Source organism: Roseibium sp. 10G30-5 (genome assembly GCF_055809635.1).
In genome coordinates this window covers 2,305,392-2,325,000 of sequence record NZ_CM147918.1, presented here as the reverse complement: position 1 = coordinate 2,325,000, position 19,609 = coordinate 2,305,392, and the positions used below count along the sequence as shown (strand labels likewise).

15 protein-coding genes and 6 pseudogenes (1 of these 21 running past the window's edge) are annotated in these 19,609 nt (G+C 57.2%); 14 read left to right on the top strand and 7 right to left on the bottom strand.

Annotation, left to right across the window (positions count from 1 at the left end; translation table 11 throughout):
• Positions 1-113, top strand: partial view of a bifunctional hydroxymethylpyrimidine kinase/phosphomethylpyrimidine kinase gene (gene thiD, locus AC0L7U_RS11835; protein ID WP_473690916.1) — the final stretch only. 697 nt of this gene lie to the left of the window's left edge; only the last 113 of its 810 coding nucleotides appear in the window; its start codon lies off the left edge, out of view; it ends in the stop codon at positions 111-113.
• A gap of 80 nt (positions 114-193) precedes the next feature.
• Here thiD and AC0L7U_RS11830 read toward each other — a convergent pair whose 3' ends face one another.
• Together AC0L7U_RS11830 and AC0L7U_RS11825 are read right to left on the bottom strand one after the other, a co-directional pair.
• Complete coding sequence (locus AC0L7U_RS11830; RefSeq protein WP_473690914.1) at positions 194-1,147, bottom strand: nucleoside hydrolase; 954 nt, start codon at positions 1,145-1,147, stop codon at positions 194-196.
• 173 nt (positions 1,148-1,320) lie between these two features.
• Positions 1,321-2,199: a LysR family transcriptional regulator gene (locus AC0L7U_RS11825; protein ID WP_473690912.1), complete on the bottom strand. Its 879-nt coding sequence runs from the start codon at positions 2,197-2,199 to the stop codon at positions 1,321-1,323.
• A gap of 153 nt (positions 2,200-2,352) precedes the next feature.
• On the opposite strand from AC0L7U_RS11825, the gene AC0L7U_RS11820 reads away from it, so the two are divergent.
• The 5 genes and pseudogenes from AC0L7U_RS11820 to AC0L7U_RS11800 all read left to right on the top strand — a co-directional run bounded on the left by AC0L7U_RS11820 (position 2,353) and on the right by AC0L7U_RS11800 (position 6,905).
• Entirely contained in the window at positions 2,353-3,144 is a 792-nt protein-coding gene (locus AC0L7U_RS11820) for an SDR family NAD(P)-dependent oxidoreductase (protein WP_473690910.1), read from the top strand.
• A 186-nt stretch (positions 3,145-3,330) separates the two neighbouring features.
• Positions 3,331-4,755 carry an MFS transporter gene (locus tag AC0L7U_RS11815; protein ID WP_473690908.1) on the top strand — a complete coding sequence of 475 codons (1,425 nt, stop codon included), beginning with the start codon at positions 3,331-3,333 and terminating at the stop codon, positions 4,753-4,755.
• A gap of 124 nt (positions 4,756-4,879) precedes the next feature.
• Positions 4,880-5,813 (top strand): annotated as a pseudogene (locus AC0L7U_RS11810) (aldo/keto reductase).
• Positions 5,814-5,962: 149 nt separating this feature from the next.
• Positions 5,963-6,625, top strand: coding sequence for an aldo/keto reductase (locus AC0L7U_RS11805; RefSeq protein ID WP_473690906.1), 663 nt, complete (start codon positions 5,963-5,965; stop codon positions 6,623-6,625).
• On the top strand, positions 6,588-6,905 hold the full coding sequence (locus AC0L7U_RS11800; RefSeq protein WP_473695784.1) for an aldo/keto reductase: 318 nt from the start codon (positions 6,588-6,590) through the stop codon (positions 6,903-6,905). The genes AC0L7U_RS11805 and AC0L7U_RS11800 overlap by 38 nt, the downstream gene beginning before the upstream one ends.
• Positions 6,906-7,043: 138 nt before the next feature.
• Here the strand turns inward: AC0L7U_RS11800 and AC0L7U_RS11795 are convergent, their stop codons facing one another.
• Complete coding sequence (locus AC0L7U_RS11795; RefSeq protein ID WP_473690904.1) at positions 7,044-7,808, bottom strand: AraC family transcriptional regulator; 765 nt, start codon at positions 7,806-7,808, stop codon at positions 7,044-7,046.
• A gap of 104 nt (positions 7,809-7,912) precedes the next feature.
• On the opposite strand from AC0L7U_RS11795, the gene AC0L7U_RS11790 reads away from it, so the two are divergent.
• On the top strand, positions 7,913-8,164 hold the full coding sequence (locus AC0L7U_RS11790) for a hypothetical protein (RefSeq protein ID WP_473690902.1): 252 nt from the start codon (positions 7,913-7,915) through the stop codon (positions 8,162-8,164).
• Between the two features lie 79 nt (positions 8,165-8,243).
• Here the strand turns inward: AC0L7U_RS11790 and AC0L7U_RS11785 are convergent, their stop codons facing one another.
• The gene (locus tag AC0L7U_RS11785; RefSeq protein WP_473690900.1) at positions 8,244-9,389 is read right to left on the bottom strand and encodes an alpha-hydroxy acid oxidase; all 1,146 of its coding nucleotides are present in this window, start codon (positions 9,387-9,389) and stop codon (positions 8,244-8,246) included.
• A 99-nt stretch (positions 9,390-9,488) separates the two neighbouring features.
• Positions 9,489-10,163: an amidohydrolase family protein gene (locus tag AC0L7U_RS11780; protein ID WP_473690898.1), complete on the bottom strand. Its 675-nt coding sequence runs from the start codon at positions 10,161-10,163 to the stop codon at positions 9,489-9,491.
• Between the two features lie 321 nt (positions 10,164-10,484).
• Between AC0L7U_RS11780 and AC0L7U_RS11775 the strand changes: the two are divergent.
• The 7 genes and pseudogenes from AC0L7U_RS11775 (at position 10,485) to AC0L7U_RS11745 (ending at position 17,201) form a co-directional block, all read left to right on the top strand.
• Positions 10,485-11,822: pseudogene (locus tag AC0L7U_RS11775) on the top strand (ABC transporter substrate-binding protein).
• A gap of 133 nt (positions 11,823-11,955) precedes the next feature.
• A pseudogene (locus tag AC0L7U_RS11770) lies at positions 11,956-12,856 on the top strand (carbohydrate ABC transporter permease).
• A 64-nt stretch (positions 12,857-12,920) separates the two neighbouring features.
• Positions 12,921-13,718 (top strand): carbohydrate ABC transporter permease, encoded by a 798-nt coding sequence (locus AC0L7U_RS11765; protein ID WP_473690896.1) that lies wholly within the window; start codon positions 12,921-12,923, stop codon positions 13,716-13,718.
• A gap of 4 nt (positions 13,719-13,722) precedes the next feature.
• A complete protein-coding gene (locus AC0L7U_RS11760; protein WP_473690895.1) occupies positions 13,723-14,829 on the top strand; it encodes an ABC transporter ATP-binding protein in 1,107 nt (368 codons plus the stop codon).
• Between the two features lie 45 nt (positions 14,830-14,874).
• Positions 14,875-15,716 (top strand): annotated as a pseudogene (locus AC0L7U_RS11755) (fumarylacetoacetate hydrolase family protein).
• 33 nt (positions 15,717-15,749) lie between these two features.
• Positions 15,750-16,868: pseudogene (locus AC0L7U_RS11750) on the top strand (mandelate racemase/muconate lactonizing enzyme family protein).
• Between the two features lie 3 nt (positions 16,869-16,871).
• Positions 16,872-17,201 (top strand): L-rhamnose mutarotase, encoded by a 330-nt coding sequence (locus AC0L7U_RS11745; RefSeq protein ID WP_473690893.1) that lies wholly within the window; start codon positions 16,872-16,874, stop codon positions 17,199-17,201.
• Between the two features lie 49 nt (positions 17,202-17,250).
• Here the strand turns inward: AC0L7U_RS11745 and AC0L7U_RS11740 are convergent.
• Positions 17,251-18,381: pseudogene (locus tag AC0L7U_RS11740) on the bottom strand (extracellular solute-binding protein).
• Positions 18,378-19,541 (bottom strand): CaiB/BaiF CoA transferase family protein, encoded by a 1,164-nt coding sequence (locus tag AC0L7U_RS11735; protein ID WP_473690891.1) that lies wholly within the window; start codon positions 19,539-19,541, stop codon positions 18,378-18,380. Before AC0L7U_RS11735 ends, AC0L7U_RS11740 begins: the two are co-directional and overlap by 4 nt.
• Positions 19,542-19,609: the final 68 nt, after the last annotated feature.

The window sequence follows — 19,609 nt, the reverse complement described above, 5'->3', positions numbered from 1 at the left end:
CAGTGCAACAGGCAAAGGATTATTTGCAAGGGGCGCTGGCGGCCAGTGATCAGCTTGATGTCGGACAGGGCCATGGACCCTTGCACCATTTTCATGCGCTCTGGCAGACCTGAGCCTGACCTCCGGTCTGTGCTGCCAAACCAGACCACAGGAAGGGCAGCACAGACCGATGCCCCTCCCATGCGCAATACCGTCAAATACCGGAGAGAAGCGCTTCCGCGAAAAGCCCCTCGAACCGTGTGGCATCCACCTTGAGGGCCGCCTTGACGTTTGGCACCGTATCGCCCGTCTTGCGTAAATCAGGGATCACCTGGCCGCGGGTCAAATCCCCGGTACATTCCACATCGACCTGCATCGCCTGCGTGTCGACAAGGCTGGCGTCCTGAGAAACGCCAACCGCAAGAGGGTCGTGCAGGGCACAATATGTGATGTCCGGATATTGCGCCTGATAGGCCGCCAGATAAAAACGGGCAGCTTCAGCACAGGCACGGGCTGCAGGACCGCCTTCCTTTGAAATCGTCTCGATCATGCTGCCGGTCAGTCGGGTTTGCATGGTCACATCCAGACCAACCATGGTGATATTTGCCCCCGATTGCAGCACAATACGAGCGGCCTCCGGATCATTGAAAAAATTGGCTTCCGCCATCGGGCTGGCAATCTTCGGGACACCCGGATGCCAGATCGTGCCGCCCATGAGCACCAGTGCTTTCAGTTTTTCTGCAATATCCGGCGCTTTCATCAACGCCTGCGCCACGTTGGTCATCGGACCTGTGGGCACAAGGATCAAGTCTCCCGGATTGGCGCGGATCCTTTCAATCAGAAAATCCGGCGCCCAGACTTCCTCCGCCTGACGAGATGGCGGAGGCAGATCGACACCACCAAGCCCGTTTTCACCATGGATCCGACTGCCATGCTTGTTGAAGGCGCGAGTCAAGGGACGAGATGAACCGGCCGCTACCGGAATGTCGCTGCGCCCGGCAATCTCCAGGATCTGCAATGTGTTGCGGGTTGCGGTTGCAACATCAATATTGCCATAGCAGGTTGTCACAGCTTCCAGCGTGATACCGGGACGCGCCAGCGCAAACACAATGGCCAGCGCATCATCGATTCCCGTATCCACATCCAGCAAAATTCGACACTCTGACACGCCCAGTTTCCCTCTTCAGACACAAAACACGTCCAACACTATACGGTGAAACATCAAAACGACAGCCTGCCTCTCCGGCCTGAGCTCTCCTGCAAAGACAGGCACCTCACTCCGGAGCCTCTTTGAGGCGACATGCAAATTAAGTCACTCTGTGACATCAAGAAACGCTGCGTTCACAAATGGTGTGCGAGAAAATCAATCAGCGCCAACACACGGCGCGCAGGCCTGTCGCCTGCGGCCCGCACGGCATACAGGTTGATCGCACTTGTGGTGAAAGGCTCCAGTACCGGCTCCAACCGCCCGGCCGCAATATCCTCTTGCACATCAAAGCTGGATTTGAGAACCACACCCGCTCCCGCGATAGCCCATTGACGCAAGGTCCCGCCATCACTCGCCATACGGTCCCCCGACACCCGCACGCCAAAATCAGTCCCACTATCGTGGAACTGCCATTTGGCCTGGGGTGACCCCGGCCGCGACAAGACCATGCAATTATGAGCAGAGAGATCGCGCGGATGGCCCGGCCGGCCCTGTCGATCCCAATAGGCAGGCGCGGCACAAATCTGACGCCGACCGCGAAGCAGCAAGCGCACCCGCAACTCGGAATCCTGTAAGGGGCCGGTGCGGATCCCCAGATCATACCCATCTTCCATCAAGTCGACGACCGCATCTGTCAGCGTCAGTTCAATGCGCAGGCCGGGATGCTGCTGCATGAAACTATTCAACAGTGGAGCAATGCGACTTCGGCCGAAGTCATTGATGGCCGACACACGAATGGTGCCTTGCAAAGGCCCGTCATCGGACACCGCCTCGAATGCGCGATCCAGGTCGGCCAGAATTCTTCGGCTGTCGCCCAGAAAACGTTCACCCTCTGATGTCAGCGCCAGACGACGGGTCGTCCGTGTAACCAGACGAGTCCCTGCCTGTTCCTCAAGCTGCTGCAAGGCCAATGTTACCGTGGACGGTGACAAGGCTTGCTGGCGAGCCGCACCAGACAGGCTGCCCTGATCAACGATGGAGACAAAAAGACGAAGAAGGCTGAGTTGATCCATTATTCGATGAGAGTAAAAAGTCCTCGCTGAATTTCAAGCATTATCGTCACCGCCGATAATTATACATCTGAAGTATGCGTGATTTACGGGGCTGAAGACGACCTTCCACGCGGCTTGCCGACCACGACATTCAGATGAAGCAGGAGAACACCCATGCAAATTGATCTCACCGGCAAACGCGCCATCGTCACAGGTTCAACGGGCGGCATCGGATTGGCAACGGCGATTGGACTGGCCGATAGCGGCGCGGAAGTTGTCATCAACGGGCGCAAGCAGGACACAGTCGACGCCGCAGTCAAGACGCTGAAAGGCAAGGTTCCCGACGCCAAAGTGACCGGCTTTGCGGCAGATCTCGCCACCGCCTCGGGCAGCGCGTCTCTGGTCGAGGCATTTCCGGCCTGCGATATTCTCGTCAACAACGTCGGGATTTTCGGACCCCATGATTTCTTTGACATTCCCGATACGGAATGGGACCGCTTTCTCAACATCAATGTGATGTCTGCCGTACGTCTGTCGCGAGCCTATCTGCCCGGCATGGAAAAAGACGGATGGGGGCGAGTGATCATGCTGTCCTCGGAATCAGCCCTGAACATCCCGGCGGACATGATCCACTACGGCGTCACCAAGACGGCGATTTTGTCCCTGGCGCGCGGTCTTGCCAAACGCATGGCGGGAACCGGCGTAACCGTGAACTCTGTCCTGCCCGGCCCGACGATGACCGAAGGCGTTGCGGAAATGCTCAAGGACGATGTGGCCGAAACCGGCAAGTCCCTTGAACAGGCTGGCATCGACTTTGTCATGGCCAACCGTCCAACCTCGATTATTCAGCGCCCGGCAACGCCAGAAGAAGTGGCCAACCTGGTCGTCTATGCCGTGTCGCCGCAGGCCTCGGCCACAACCGGCGCAGCCTTGCGGGTCGATGGCGGTGTGGTGGACAGTCTCTGAGGTAACACGCATCGGCAGCTGCCACTTAAAGGTGTGGCAGCCCTTTTCTTTGATCCGATTTTCCCGAAAGATGACAGAGCGCACCACAAAAGGCCCGGTGGGGCGCTTCCCCTCCTGGCCCGGGCGTTCGCTCGGGTCGATCAGATGGACACTTTTCATGACCGAGCCGAATGGCAAGGACGCCTTATGAGCACCCCGCCCACCAGCTCCGACCCCATGTCGCAGGCCGACAAGACGGTGACGACACCGAGTGCAACCGCCCCGACTGCCACCAAAGCCGCAGGCGGAACCTTGCCACTTGCCCTTTTGGTGGCGGGCACATTCTTCATGGAAAATCTTGACTCGACCATCATCACGCCTGCGGTGCCGCAAATGGCCAAAAGCTTCAGCGCAGCGCCAGTCGACCTGAACACCGGTGTCTCTGCCTACATGCTGACGCTTGGCATCTTCATTCCGGTCAGTGGCTGGATTGCTGATCGTTTTGGCGCACGGCGCGTCTTTGCTCTTGCCATCATCATCTTCACTCTGGCGTCCATGCTGTGCGGCATGGCCAATTCACTCAATCTTTTTATTGCGGCCCGTGTGCTGCAAGGCATAGGCGGTGCCATGATGGTGCCTGTCGGGCGCCTCGTGGTTTTACGCGTTACGCCCAAGGAAAAGCTGATCAGCGCCATCGCCGCCCTGACATGGCCGGCCCTTGTGGCTCCGGTTTTGGGACCTCCCCTTGGCGGCCTCCTGTCGGATCATTTCGATTGGCGCTGGATCTTCTACATCAATCTGCCTTTGGGTGTAATCGCCTTCATTTTATCATTAAAGCTGGTGCCGGAAGGTCGCGAACACAGGGCAGCGCGGTTTGACTGGCCCGGTTTTCTGCTCACAGCCTTCGGTCTGTTCTTCTTGTTGACGACGACAGAAATTCTCAGTCGTCCCGACCCTGCGTGGAGTTGGGCAGTGCCCTCCGCCGTGCTGGGCATGGCCCTGATCTGGCTCTCGGTCCGCCATCTGAACAAAGCACCGCATCCCATGGTCAATCTGCATAGTCTCTCGATCAAGAGTTATGCCATCACCATCTGGGGGGGCTCGCTGTTCCGCATGGCAGTCAGTGCGGTCCCGTTTCTGGTTCCGGTGATGTTCCAGATTGGCCTCGGATATAGTGCCTTTGCCTCCGGCATGATGCTGATGGCTGTCTTCGCCGGCAATCTGACGATCAAGCCATTGACCACGCCCATCATCCGGGCGGTGGGCTTTCGCACTGTGCTGCTGGTCAATGGCGCCATAAATGTGCTGGCCCTGGGGGCAATCGCCCTGTTCACCAGCGATCTGCCAGTCTGGATTATGCTGCTCATTCTCTACGTCAGCGGCGTCACCCGTTCGATGCAATTTACCGCCTTGAATTCGCTCGCCTTTGCCGACGTGCCAAGTGACCAGATCAACCCTGCCAACACGCTGTTTTCAACGGCCACGCAACTAACAATGGGACTGGGCATTTCGTTGGGAGCCGTGGCACTGGCAGATCGGCGAAGGCTTCATCGGGGCGGGGGGCGATCCGGCCACTCCCTTCCACGTTGCCTTTGTCATCGTGGCAGCCTTCGGGCTGCTGGCTCTGATTGATCTACTCAACCTGCCACGCGACGCAGGAGCCGAAGTGGCCCGCAGGCGCCGTTAAACGGACGGATCCCGTCCATCAGACTAAAGCTGCAAGACGATTACGGAAATGCACATAAAGGAGACAGACATGCAGACCCGCTCATTGGGAAAGACCGGTTTCGACATCGTGCCTCTGGTCTTTGGCGGCAACGTTTTCGGCTGGACCATTGATGAAAAGACCAGCTTCGATATGCTTGATGCATTCGTCGACATGGGTTTCAATGCCATCGACACGGCAGACGTGTATTCCGCATGGGTAGACGGCAACAGTGGCGGCGAGATCTGAGACCATCATCGGTAACTGGCTCAAAGCGCGCCCCGGTATGCGCGACAAGATCGTTCTCTTTACCAAAGTCGGCTCCGACATGGGCGGACCGGGACAGAAAGGGCTTTCCGAGAAATGGATCATCGAGGCGGCCGAAAAGTCTCTCGCCCGTTTGAAAACCGATGTCATCGACCTTTATTTCTCGCATTGGCCAGATGCCTCGACAGCGCATGAAGAAACGCTTGGCGCCTATGACAAGCTGATCAAGGCTGGCAAGGTGCGCGCCCTTGGCGCCTCCAACTACGACGCCTCTATGCTGGAATCCGCGGGAGAGGCGGCGACCAAATACGAACTGCCGGATTATCAGGTCGTCCAGCCGGAATACAATCTCTACAATCGTGACAGCTACGAAGGCCCACTCCAGGAGCATTGCACCCGCTCCAAAACAGGCGTCGTCACGTATTTCAGTCTCGCATCCGGCTTTTTGACAGGCAAATATCGCAGCGCGGACAGGGTGTTGCCAAGTATCTGACGCCCAAGGGCACCGCCATTCTGGAGACCCTTGATACGATCAGTGAAAAACACGAGGCCACTCCGGCGGAAATCTCTCTGGCACTGGATCCTTGCGCAAAGAGGCGTCACTGCGCCGATTGCAAGCGCGACCAAGCGTGATCATCTGGAAACCTTCCGCAAGGCCGTTTCGCTGAAGCTTGAGGTAACCGACATTCAGGCACTCGATCAGGCAGGGGCGCTCTGATCAAGACAACACGCAGGTGATGGCAACCGCTTTATCCGTTTGCCATCGCTCACTTTGTAAATAGTTTTTGACCATCGAAGGCGCAGTACGATTTTGCAAGGCGCCCATAAACCGGCTTTCAAAAGCCTACTCTCGGGAGGAGATACACCATGCCGAACACGATGAAACACCACACCATCCCCCGCACGGATCTAACGGCGTCCTCGGCCATTCTGGGCCTGATGCGCATTGCCGACATGAGCGACGCGGACATTTGCAAGCTGGTCGAAACCGCGCAAGACGCTGGCATCAACATGATCGATCATGCCGACATTTATGGTGGCGAGCGCCACCGCTGCGAAGAACGTTTTGCAGAGGCGATGCAATTGACTCCCGGCCAGCGCGAGCGGTTGATCATCCAGACAAAGGCTGGCATCCGCAAAGGCTTCTTCGACTTTTCCGAGGAGCATATCCTGCGCTCGGTAGACGAGTCGCTGGCTGCCTTGAAGACCGATTACATCGACATGTTCCTGCTGCACCGGCCCGACGCTCTGGTGGAACCTGAAGAAGTGGCATCCGCCTTCGACAAATTGCACCATGCGGGGAAAGTTCGGAATTTCGGCGTGTCCAATCACACGTCCGGTCAGATCGAACTGCTGAAAACGGCCGTCAAGCAACCGTTGACCGTCAATCAAATCCAACTCTCGATCACCCATGCCCCTTTGATCACGCAAGGACTGGCGATCAACATGGGCGGATTGGACCAGTCCATCGACCGCACAGACGGCTTGCTGGATTATTCACGCAAGGAAGGCATGGTGCTTCAGGCCTGAGTCCCCGTTCCAACGTGGCTTTTTCGATGGCGTTTTTGTCGGCGACCGCAAGAACTGCCCGGAACTGAATGATGCATTGGACGACATTGCCGCAACGCATGGCATCACGCCAACAGGCGTCGCCGTGGCCTGGATCACCCGCCACCCGGCCAATATTCAGGTGGTGCTGGGCACCACCAAGAGCGAGCGTGTGCTGGAATGCGTGGTCGGTGCGGGGGTCACTCTGAGCCGTGAGGAATGGTATCGTCTGCTGCGTGCGGCTGGTCATACCCTTCCCTGATCTCCCGGCCTTGAAGGCCAAATGCAAGACCATCAACGTTCCGACCTTCAACAAGGGTCGGGACGTTTAGCTTTCTAGCCTCGTCAAATACACTATTGGCCGGAAGCCTTTTGCCAATCCAACGAACCTGTCTCCGCATCATATTTGCCTTGGCGTCACACCAAAGGCTCTATGAAACAGTGCAATGAATGCACTGACATTGCTATATCCCAGATCCAGAGCAACCGTGGTGACCGGTGTACCGTTTGCTAACATTTCCAGCGCTTTAAACAGACGCAGCCGGGCGCGCCATTCGCCCAGCGCAACACCTGTTTCCTGTTTGAAGCGTCGCGACAGACTTCTGGGGGCCAGACCTGCCCAATGTGCCCACTCTTCCAGTCGACGCCCGTCTGCCGGATCATATGACAAAGCGTCTGCAATACGACGCAAGGCAGGCGTCTGAGGCAGCATCAGTGTCAATGGAACGTCTGGCAGTCCCGCAATCTCGTCGAGAATAACACGTTCCAAGCGCAAGGCTGCGGCGCTGCGTGTCAGGTCCTGCCACGTGCAGGCCCGGACCAGTGCCTCCCGCAACAGTCCCGACACCTGAAAAACCCGAGGCGTTTGCGCCAAGGTGGAACAAATGTCCTCACGTACATAAACACTCCAGCCGGAAAAAGGTCCGAAGGACTGCAAGCCGTGTAATTGCCACGGCGGTATCCACACGCCATGCGTCGCCGGAACGATCCATCGGGCAGCCGACGTCTCAACCGCCAGCAAGCCCGCCGTCGCGCCAAGCATCTGACCACGCGCATGAGTATGGGGCGGCGTCAGCCGAATGTGATCCATTTTCCGGGAGGCAGAAATCAGAATAGGGCCTTCGGGCGCGGACGCCAGAGAAACAGAAATAAGACTGGACGTCATGACGTGGCCGTTTTCAGCTATCGTTTGACCTAAATGCGGCAGTGAAGCCAAAAATGCCCATCTATCATCGGTCTTGTCAATTCAAGCCACCAAGGAGATAGACAATGCGTGCTGAAGACATCCTTCCCGACACCATCAATGAGGTCGAACAGAACGGGGTCATCATACGAAAAGGCAGCGTTGGCGCCTTTTTGGCCAACGCCCGGGTTTATTGCGACGGCAATGCATCTGCCAGCGCCCGACACGAAGCACGATGTGACATCGTCGATGCCCTGCCCGCTCTCAATGCACTGGGACTGTTTGAGGTGCTGGCGGTCCGTGATACGAACCTAAAGGCATTGATCGATACGGCCTGACCATCGGCTCTTTGTTCGACGCCCAGGTTTACAAAGGCTCTGCGACCACACTTTCTGGTCACAGAGCCATGTCGCACTTTCAACGGAAGCGCAGGGCTTCACGGTTCAGGTCGCTGACGGATTTACAGCCCATCAGTTTCATATCGCGCACCAGTTCTGCCTTCATGAGCTCCAGCGCCCGTTCAACGCCCGGCTGTCCGGCAGCAGCAAGCGGGAACAGATAGTAACGGCCCAGCCCGACGGCTTTCGCCCCAAGCGACAAGGCCTTGAGCACATGCGATCCGCGCTGAATCCCACCGTCCATCATGACGTCGATCTTGTCCCCCACCGCATCGACAATCTCGGCCAACTGATCAAATCCGGAGCGCGAGCCGTCAAGCTGACGCCCGCCGTGATTGGACAAAACAATTCCGCTGCACCCGATATCAACCGCGCGGCGCGCGTCTTCCACTGACATCACACCCTTGAGACAGAACTGACCGTCCCACTCCTGCACCATGGCGCTGACATCAGACCAGTTCAGGGAGGGGTCGAGCATCTCGGTAAAATAGCGGCCGATGGACATGGCCCCGCCGCCCATGTCGACGTGATCATCAAGCTGCGGCAACCGGAATTTCTCATGCGTCACATAGTTGATGCCCCACATGGGTTTGCGGGCAAATTCAAACAGCCCCCCGACGGTCAGCTTGAAAGGGATGGAAAAGCCGGTGCGCAGATCCCGCTCGCGGTTGCCGCCGGTGATGCTGTCGACAGTCAGCATCATCACATCAACACCGGCCTGCTTCGCCCGCTGGATCATGGCGCTGTTAAGCCCACGGTCCTTATGGAAATAAAATTGATAGGCCTGCGGTGTGGAATGCGCCTCGCGCACTTCTTCCAGACTGACCGTCCCAAGCGAAGAGACGCCGAACATGGTGCCGTGTCTGGCAGCGGCATTGCCTACAGCTCGCTCGCCATCGTGATGAAACAGCCGTTGCAACGCCGTCGGCGAACAATACACCGGTAAAGCCAGCTTCTGTCCCATCACCGTGACCGATAGATCGACATCCTCGACACCGCGCAAGATATTGGGCACCAGATCGACATTGTCGAAGCTGGTGGTATTGCGCCTATACGTCACTTCGTCGTCAGCAGCGCCATCAATATAATTGAAAATCGGCCCGGGCAGCCGACGCTGTGCCAGACGACGAAAGTCATGGAAATTATAGCAATCCCCTAATCGCATGCCTCACACTTCCTCCCTTGTTTCTGCTCCCACCGGATCATATCCGGCAGCAAAACTCGCGGACGGCCAGTAGAGGCCGCCTTACGACTGCTTTGGCACTCAGATGCGGTAAATACGTTCCGCGTTGACGTGAAGCAGCTTCGCCTTTTCCTCCGCACTTGTCCCGGCCAGAAGCTGATGCGTTACATCAACCCAAGCCGCAAGATCGGCAGTCAGGGTGCACACCGGAAAGTCACTCCCCCAGACAACCCGGTCCCACCCGAAGACTTCGATCACATGCTCAAAATAGGGACGCAAGGCGTCTATCGTCCAATTCTCGCCTGCGTAGGCAATAATTCCGGAAATTTTCGCCGCCACGTTCTCCCGCTGCGCGAGATCGGCAATCGCCGTGCTCCAGGTTTTGAAGTCCTCTCCCGCAATATCCGGGACGCCACAATGATCGACAATGAACCGTACATCCGGGCAGCGATCAACCAGCTGCGCCCCGACCGGCAATTGCCGCGCAAGAACACAGAGGTCGAAGCTCAGATCATACCCTGCCAACAAACGCAGGTTTTCCGCGAAGAGCTGGCTCTGGGACAGATCATCCGGCGACGTATGAAGAATGCGGCGCATGCCTTTGACCACAGGAATCGCAGCAGCCCGCTCCAGCGACAAAGCAAAATCCGGGCGCTCCGGACGACCGCTGATCACCGCACCTTTCACATGCGGATCGACGGTCAGCGCAAATTCTGTTTCCGCCTCGATCTGCGCTTCGACCACATCCACCTCCATGTGCAGTGATCCTTCGATGCCCAGCAGTTTCGCATGCTCCAGATAGGCTGCAATGGGGATTTCGCGGTTAAGCGGTGTGCCCTTTAGTCAGGGGTACGTGAATTTCTCAAGATAGATGGTGTGAAGATGCGTGTCGAAAATGCGCATAGGCGCGTCCCCCAATTTTAGTCGCCTGTCGTCCGCGGCCCCTCCTCGAGGACGGATTTCAGCCTTTTCAGCATTTCACGACATTTAATCCTTGATATCTAGAAAATTATATAAGAAAAAAGTTTTTACATATGGAAGAGTTTTTCTTAGTTGTCATATCGGGAGGAATTGACAATGACGTGGAAGACAAGACTAAGCGCCGTGCTGCTGACAGGCACGCTCGCAGGCATGGGCGGCATTGCCCACGCAGCGGACTTCGATTACGGGCATTTCCCCGGTGTGACCATCAAGGCCAAATTGATTGGTGGCACTCAGTACGAAAGACTCTACACACGCATTCCAGCACTGGGAGAAGCTGACGGGTGCAAAAGTCGAGATCGTTTCGTCAAAAAATCATTTCGACCTCGACCGTGAGATCAAGCAGGACATCGCGACAGGCAGCATCAATTGGTGTGTCGGCTCCAACCATACGAGCTTTGCACCCCAATATGGCAGTCTTTATATCGATCTCAGCAAACTGATCCCGAAGTCGGAACTCGACAAATATGTTCCCGGCACGCTGAAGAGCGCGGAAGTTGACGGACGCCTCGTCCAGTTGCCACGCGTCACAGACGTCTCCAACATCTATTATCAAAAGAAGCTCTACGAGAACGCCGACAACAAGGCGCGCTACAAAGAGAAATACGGCGAAGAGCTGGCTCCGCCCAAAACCTACGAAGAATACAAGCAACAAGCCATCTTCTTCTCCAACCCACCCAACATCTACGGAACGGCCTTCGCCGGCAAAGACGAAGGCATGACCGGGCAGTTCATGGAAATCCTGCGTGCCAACGGCGGCGACATGTTCGACAAGAACTGGAAGCCAACGTTCAATTCGCCGGAAGGCGTCAAGGCCCTGCAATGGTTCGTCGATCTATACAAGGCCAAGGCCGTTCCAGCCGGAACAGTCAATTACACCTGGGATGACATCGGCAATGCGATGGCTGCGGGTCAGCTCGCGCTTGATCTGGACTGGCCGGGCTTTGCTGCCTTTTTCAACGACCCTGACAAATCCAAGATCGCCGGAGATGTCGGCGTTGCGGTGGCCCCTGTCGGCCTTTCAGGGAAACAAGGTCGTCCTGGTCGGGATCGCATTCGTTCTCAGTCACTGAGCAGTGCCAGAACAAAAAGGCTGCCGTCAGCCTGATCGTTTTCCTGACCAACCACGATTCCGAAATGCTGGAAGCCAAGGCAGGCAACCTGCCAACCCGCACCAGCGTCTTTCCGGAAGTTGAAAAATGGTTCAAAAACAACAACAAACCATTCATGGCAAATATGTTCGAGACCTTCGCCAAGGCGCTTGATCAGGCCCGCACACCACCGCTCATCCCGCAGTGGATCGAGGTTTCTAACGTTGTCTGGCCAGATCTGCAAGCGGCCATCGTTGGCGAAAAAACCCCACAAGAGGCGCTTGATGATGCTGCCGCCAAGGCGACTGAGATCATGGAAGACGCCGGTCTGCTGAACGACTGATCAGCCCTCAGACCACTCCGCCGCCCGGCCTCTTGTCGGGCGGTGTTGCTTTCCCCTTCACTTCTTTCACTTCATGTCGGTCGCAGGATCTCCCGCGCCGATTGCTCAAAGACGGAAAGTCGCCTTGGCCCAGATGAAACTCCTGAGATCGCCACGCGCCGTGCCTTACTTGCTGCTCTTGCCGGCCATCATCGTCATCTTGTCAGTTGTTCTGTTACCGCTGATTGTGTCGTTCTGGTCGAGTCTGACGCCCTACAAGCTCATTCGGCCCGACACGCTGTATCACTACATCGGCTTTCGAAATTATCGACGCCTGTTCCACAATGCCGATTTCTGGTGGGCCTTTGGCCGCACCGTCGTCTTCATCACGATCGCCCTCAACCTTGAAATGCTGTTGGGCCTCGGCCTCGCCATGCTGATCAACAAAATCACCGTCGGCCAGCGACTTTTGCGCACCATCATGATGTTTCCAATGATGTTCTCGCCCATTTTGGTGGGGTTTCAATTCAAATATCTGTTCAACGATGCTGTCGGCATGGTCAATAACGCCTTGTTCCAGTTCGGTCTGATCACTCAGCCGATCCCGTGGCTTGTGGACAGTTGGCTGGCGAACTTCTCGATCATCTTCGCCGAAATCTGGATGTCGACGTCAATCTTCGCCATCCTTCTGCTGGCTGGACTTCTGGCCTTGCCACGCGATCCACTGGAAGCCGCCAAGGTTGATGGCTGCAACAGCCTGGCAGGTGTTCCGTCACATCACACTGCCGTTTCTGATGCCCTTCATCTTCATTGCCATGACCATCCGCTCACTGGATGTGGCGCGCGCCTATGACATGGTGAAGATCATGACCAATGGCGGACCTGCCGGGCGCACCGAGCTGATCTGGACGCTGATGGCCCGTACCGGGTACCAGAATTCCAACATGGGGATGGCCAATGCCATGGGCTACGTCTCCATCCTTCTGTCGATCTTCTTCACCTTCTATTTCTACCGCAAGCTGGTCAGCGCCAACCGGTACATGGGGGCACAATGAGCATTGCGATGACAATCGAACGCCCTGGCAGCGCTGGTCCATCCGCTTCGGCGTTTTCGTGGCCATGGCGATTCTGTGTCTGCTTGGCGTCTGGGTGGTTCTATCTGCCTTCCGCCCCAACGTCGAAATTCTGGCACGCCCGCCAATCTGGATCCCGCAGCAGTGGACACTGGAGAACTTCTACAAGATCTTCGGCCTGTTGCCGAAGCAGGAGCTTGGGCTGCCTGTCCTCCAGTATTTCCGTAATTCACTGGTGATCTCGATCACCTCGACCGCCGTTGCCATCGCCATCGGCATGATGGGCGGCTATGCCTTTGCGCGCTATCGCTTCCGCTTCAAGGGTGCGCTGTTTCTCGGCTTCATGCTATCGCGCACCGTGCCAGGCATTGCCTTGTCGCTGCCGCTGTTCATCATCTGGAGCCGTTTGGGCCTGATCGACACCAAATTCGGCCTGATCCTGGTCTATATGGCGATCAATATCCCTTTCACAATCTGGCTGACCGACGGGTTTTTCCGGCAAATTCCGGTCGACCTTTCGGAAGCCGCCCAGATTGACGGCTGCACCCGCTGGCAAGCCTTTTGGAAAGTGGAATTCCCCATGGCCCGCTCGGGTCTGGCTTCCGCCGGGATTTTCGCTTTTCTCATGTCCTGGAATGAATATGCGCTGGCCGCACAGCTCACCCGGACAACCGCCTCAAAGACCATGCCGGTGGGGCTGATGGATTTCACGGCACAGTTCACTGTCAACTGGGCCGGCATGAGCGCCATGGCCGTTCTCATCATCATTCCGGCGCTGATCCTCACCTACATCGTCCAGAAGCATCTGATCGCCGGGCTCACGTTCGGTGGAGTAAAGGGGTAAACAATTGGCCGAAGTCAGTCTCAAAAAAGTGGTCAAGCGTTACGGTGCACTGGACGTGGTCCACGGCATCGATCTCGATATCGCCCACAATGAATTCGTCGTGCTCGTCGGTCCCTCCGGCTGTGGCAAATCCACGACTCTGCGGATGATCGCGGGGCTGGAAGAAATCTCCGACGGCACCGTCGAAATCGGTGACCGCGTGGTCAACAGTCTGCCACCACGCTCGCGCAATATCTCGATGGTCTTCCAGAATTATGCACTGTACCCGCATATGACCGTGCAGGAAAACCTCGGGTTTGGTCTGAAGATCGCCAGCACTGAACCGGCTGAAATTGATCGCCGCGTCAGTGAGGCCGCGCAGATCCTGGGGTTGGATCCATACATGGATCGATATCCGGCCAAGCTGTCTGGCGGTCAACGTCAGCGTGTTGCCATGGGCCGCGCCATCGTGCGGGATCCGCAAGTGTTCCTGTTCGATGAGCCATTGTCCAACCTGGATGCCAAGCTACGTGGCCAGATGCGTGTCGAGATCAAGAAACTGCACCAGCGCGTCAAAACAACGGTCATCTATGTCACCCACGATCAGATTGAGGCGATGACGCTGGCCGATCGTATCGTCATCATGCGCAATGGCCGAATTGAACAGGTCGGAACACCGGCCGAAGTGTTTGCACGGCCCGTGAACACGTTCGTTGCGGGCTTCATCGGCTCACCGCCGATGAACCAGCTCGATGCCCGTACGCAATCAGATGCCGCTGGCCGTCTGACTGCACGTCTTGAAGACGGAACGATCCTCCCGATTCCACCTGGATTTGATCCCGCCCTCGGTCCTGATCAGGACATTGTGGTCGGATTTCGTCCGGAAAGCCTCGCACCCAAGGGACACTCCTTGCATGGCGAGGCGCGCACTGTCAGCCTGATGCGCGAGGTCAAACTGGCCGAACCGCTTGGAACAGAGACCATTCTCTACACCGACATTGGCGGCATCGAAGTGCAGAGCCGGATGCTCAATCCGCGCCCGGTCGCCCTTGGCGAGACCCTCGAATTCTTGCTGGAATTGCAGCAATTGCACATCTTTGACAAACATAGCGGCGCCAGCCTGCGGGTCTGATCCCGACGTCTGAGCAGAGCACCGCGTAACATATGGAGCAAACACGTGAAATTTGTCCGTTACGGCGCTACAGGCGCTGAAAAACCCGGTCTGATCGACAAGGATGGCCAGATCCGCGACCTCTCCGGCCATGTCTCCGACATCGCAGGGGATGTACTCCGCGACCCATCTGCGTTGGCGGCCATCGATCCGACAAGCCTGCCACTGGTTGACGGTCAACCGCGCCTTGGTCCCTGCGTCAATGGCGTTGGCAAATTGATCTGCATCGGCCTGAATTATTCCGACCATGCAGCTGAAACCGGTGCCAGTGTGCCACCTGAGCCGGTGATCTTCATGAAAGCGACCTCCACCATCGTCGGCCCCAACGACAATGTTCTGATCCCGCGCGGCTCGGAGAAGACAGATTGGGAAGTCGAACTGGGCGTTATCATCGGCAAGGATGCCAAATACGTCAGCGAAGCAGATGCAATGCAACACGTTGCGGGATATTGCGTCACCAACGATGTTTCCGAGCGCGCCTTCCAGACAGAACGCTCCGGCCAGTGGACCAAAGGCAAGTCCTGCGACACCTTCGGCCCGCTCGGCCCTGGATGGTGACGCGCGATGAAATCGACGATCCGCAAAACCTGAAGATGTGGCTCGATGTCAACGGCACCCGCCGTCAGGACGGCTCATCGGCCACAATGGTTTATGGCGTGGCCTTTCTTGTCTCCTATCTCAGCCAGTTCATGACGCTGAAAACCGGTGATGTGATCTCCACGGGCACTCCTCCGGGGGTGGGCATGGGCATGAAGCCGCCGACCTTCCTCAAAGACGGTGATGTGGTCCGCCTCGGCATTGAAGGGCTGGGAGAACAACAGCAGACCTTCGTCGCCGACAAAGGCTGACAGCACACGAACACAAGCCAGAAGGGCCTCAAGATGGCGCGGATCGAAAAAATCGATATTCGCATGGTGGATTTGCCGCCAAAGGTGAAACGCACGGATGCGATCCAGTCGTTCGACTTGCAGGAGACGCCGATTGTCGCAATCACCGATGAGGATGGTGCTGTTGGCATTGGCTACAGCTATACCATCGGCACCGGCGGCTCCTCCGTCATGGCCCTTCTGGCCGACCATCTGGTGCCGCGTCTGATCGGGCGCGACGCCGAGTGCATCGAAGCGATCTGGCACGATCTCGAATTTGCCACCCATGCCACCACCATTGGCGCTATCACCGCGATCGCGCTGGCCGCCATCGACACGGCTCTTTGGGACCTGCGCGCTAAAAAGATGGGCTTGCCACTTTGGAAGCTGGCAGGCGGGGCCAAAGACCGTTGTCCGCTTTACACCACAGAAGGCGGCTGGCTGCATATTGAAACGCCTGCACTGGTTGAGGATGCCTTGCAAGCAAAAGCCAAAGGCTTTCGCGGATCGAAGATCAAGATCGGGCGCCCGAATGCCGCAGAAGACAAGGCACGGCTGACGGCGGTACGCGAAGCTGTCGGCCCTGCCTTCGAGATCATGACGGACTGCAACTAAGGATTTCATGTAGACGAGGCCATTCGCCGGGCCCGTGTGCTGGAAGAGCTGGATCTTGCCTGGATTGAAGAACCGCTGCCCGCCGACGATATTGACGGACATACCCGGCTCAATGCCCGCACATCGACGCCGATAGCCATTGGGGAATCGGTCTATTCCATCCGTCAGTTTCGCGAATACATGCAGCGTGGTGCCTGTTCTGTTGTGCAGGTCGACGTTGGCCGCATCGGCGGTATCACGCCTTGGCTGAAAGTGGCACATGCGGCGGAAGCCTTTGACATTCCCGTGTGCCCGCATTTTCTGATGGAATTGCATGTCAGCCTGACCTGCGCCGTGCCAAACGGCAAATACGTCGAATATATTCCGCAACTTGATGATGTGACCACGCAGGCGATGGCCATCGAGGACGGCCATGCCGTGGCGCCGAGCGAACCGGGTCTGGGCATTGCCTGGGATTGGGACATCCTCACAGCGCGCAGCAGGCCCGACTACACCCGCAGCTTCACCAAGGAGGCGTAACAGATGCAGCGCATGGGAATGGTCATCGGCCTGGAGGCCGACAAGATCGACATCTACAAACGCCTGCATGCGGACGTCTGGCCGGATATTCTCAAGCTGATTTCAGCCTGTAACATCACCAATTATTCGATTTTCCTGAAGGAGCCAGAAAACCTGCTCTTCGGCTATTGGGAATATACAGGCGATGACTTTGACGCCGACATGCAGAAGATGGCGGATGACCCGCGCAACAAGGAATGGTGGTCCGTCTGCATGCCCTGTCAGAAACCGCTTGAAACACGCGCGCAAGGCGAATGGTGGGCAATGATGGATCAGGTTTTTCACCACGCCTGACAGTTCACCCCTTCTTGGAAGCAGGATCAGGAAAGCGCCCCCTGCTGCGCTATCTCTGACTGCGGACGAAAAGTTCATCCAGGCTCACTAACGTCTGCAAGGGATCCCGATTTTGGCGCAGCGCCTGCGTCAAAAGATCCGAGGCCTCCTGCTGAAAAGCCATGTAGCCGTCAAAACGCGGTCGCAATCAGGCGCCTTCAAGCGTCTTGCGCGTGTCTGCGTAAAAGCCGTTCACCCGCGCGTTGATGGCTTCATCCCGTCAGGCAGCGTCGTGGCCCGCTTGTCCGTCCGCCTCGACATAAATGCCCGCCTGGCACGTGGCCCCGGCCAGCCAATAAGCAAAATCAATGGCTTCTTCTGGATGCTGACAATACGCCGACACGGCAATGCCCGTGCCGCCCAGCGCTGTCCCTGCGGATCCTGCGCCCCCCAGATGCGGGCTATCGGCAAAGCGGATGAGTCGCTCTTTGAACCCGCCAACCGCATAGGATACATACCCGTAGATCAACGGCGCACAGGCGATCTCTGACCTCGGCTCCGCCATGGCTTCCAGACAGGCAATGGGATCCATTTCAAAACAGACCGGGTCCACCTCTCCAGCGATTTGTTGCAAGATCTCAAGCGCCTGCCGACCAACCGTATAGTCGACAAGTTCTGTCCCTTGCGCAGCGCAGCCCTGACCGAGACCGCCGCAGATTGAATAGAACGTCATCAGATTATGCGGCGCGCGCAGTGGCAACATGACCTTATCTGCCGCTGCAAGGTCTATGACCTCTGTCCATCGGGCCAGCGGCGCAGCCAGCAGATCCGGGCGATAGGCCTGCACCTGCGTTGCCGCATCAACCGGAAAGGCCCATTGATGCCCTTGCCAAGCATAGCTTTCGAAAGACTTGCCGATGCTGCCAGTCGCAAGAGACGCCAAATCGGCACGGCGGTGATCACTTTCAAGAGGCAGCAGGCAGCCTTCCGCTGTGATCTGGCCAACATGCGGATGATCAATGATGATCAGGTCATAAGTCCGTGCCAGTTCGTCGACCGGAAAACTTTCGAAATCCTGCAAGGACCGCTTGTCACAGGTAATCGATACGTCATGTGTGCGCTTCCAGAAGTCGGATGCGGCCACGACAGGGTCGTAACCACGCGGATGGCTCCAGGTCATGCCTTTCAGAGGGATACTCACAAGCCGAACTCCTTGCGGATGAGATCGGAATGCTCGCCGACACGTGGTGCGGCGGCGTCTACCTTGTGCCGATAACCATTCACCGTCAGCGGCGACCGGGTTGTCTGGATATCGACGCCATCCGCACGCACCACATTTTGCAGCATATCAAGCGCCTTAAAGCCGTCACTTTCCAGAAGCTCGGGCCATTCCAGCACCTTGGAACACCAGATGTCCGCCGGTTCCAGAAGGGACAACCAATGCTCCGTCGTTTCTTCCACCAATTTGAGAGCGATAATGCGCTTGATGTCATCGCGAGCGGTGAACCAACTGGCCGGATCTTCGACATAGGCAGCCAAAGCCCCCTCCAGTTCCAGAAGCGGAGCTAGTTTGCCAAGAGGCATCATGGCAATCGAGAGGTAGCCATCGCGCGTTGGATAGGTGCCATAAGGGGCAGCAAGATAGGCATGAGCACTGCGGAAATCGCTGCGCTTAGGACGCCGCCTGCCATCGTTGAGATAGGTTGTCAGCACTTCGAACTGCAAATCGACAAGGCTTTCCAGCAAGCTCGTCTCAATATGCGCGCCCTTGCCGGATATTCCACGACGGACCAGAGACGCCAAAACACCCTGCACGATGGCGGCGCCAGCCAGCATGTCGCCAATCGCCAGCCCAAAGGGAACCGGTCCCTGCGTCTCGTCGCCATTGAGCCACATCAGCCCGGAACGCGATTGCGCCAACAAATCCTGACCCGGGCGTTTTTCCCAAGGTCCGCTGTCGCCATAGCCGGTAATGCTGGCATAGACGAGACCGGGATTGATCGCACGGCAGGTCTCATAATCCAGCCCCAACCGCTGAATGACGCCCGGTCGGAAGTTCTGAATGAGCACATCCGCCTTGGCGAGCAATTGCTTCAGGCAGGCCAGATCCGCCGGATCCTTAAGGTCTATGGCCAGACTTTCCTTGCCCCGATTGATAGCGTGAAAGATCGTGCTGTCACCGCCAATTTCCGTATCACTCAGATATAGCCGCCGCGACAGGTCGCCGCCATCCGGACGCTCGATCTTGATGACCCGTGCACCCAGATCAAGAAGGCGCAAAGAAGCATAGGGGCCGGAGAGAAACTGGCTCATGTCCACGACAAGCAGACCCGACAGCGGAAGATCCTGGGCATCAGTCATGATGTTCCCTCGCCGCTTGCCCCGCAAAGGCGTTTCGGATCGATCCAGCGCCTCTTTGGCAAGGCACT

Bases quoted from the DNA above. Each gene is read 5' to 3' on its own strand.
- AC0L7U_RS11785 (WP_473690900.1), bottom strand. From the start codon at position 9,389: ATGCGATTAGGGGATTGCTATAATTTCCATGACTTTCGTCGTCTGGCA.
- AC0L7U_RS11820 (WP_473690910.1), top strand. From the start codon at position 2,353: ATGCAAATTGATCTCACCGGCAAACGCGCCATCGTCACAGGTTCAACG.
- AC0L7U_RS11805 (WP_473690906.1), top strand. From the start codon at position 5,963: ATGCCGAACACGATGAAACACCACACCATCCCCCGCACGGATCTAACG.
- AC0L7U_RS11825 (WP_473690912.1), bottom strand. From the start codon at position 2,199: ATGGATCAACTCAGCCTTCTTCGTCTTTTTGTCTCCATCGTTGATCAG.
- AC0L7U_RS11765 (WP_473690896.1), top strand. From the start codon at position 12,921: ATGGCGATTCTGTGTCTGCTTGGCGTCTGGGTGGTTCTATCTGCCTTC.
- AC0L7U_RS11790 (WP_473690902.1), top strand. From the start codon at position 7,913: ATGCGTGCTGAAGACATCCTTCCCGACACCATCAATGAGGTCGAACAG.
- AC0L7U_RS11815 (WP_473690908.1), top strand. From the start codon at position 3,331: ATGAGCACCCCGCCCACCAGCTCCGACCCCATGTCGCAGGCCGACAAG.
- AC0L7U_RS11795 (WP_473690904.1), bottom strand. From the start codon at position 7,808: ATGACGTCCAGTCTTATTTCTGTTTCTCTGGCGTCCGCGCCCGAAGGC.
- AC0L7U_RS11780 (WP_473690898.1), bottom strand. From the start codon at position 10,163: ATGGAGGTGGATGTGGTCGAAGCGCAGATCGAGGCGGAAACAGAATTT.
- AC0L7U_RS11735 (WP_473690891.1), bottom strand. From the start codon at position 19,541: ATGACTGATGCCCAGGATCTTCCGCTGTCGGGTCTGCTTGTCGTGGAC.
- AC0L7U_RS11745 (WP_473690893.1), top strand. From the start codon at position 16,872: ATGCAGCGCATGGGAATGGTCATCGGCCTGGAGGCCGACAAGATCGAC.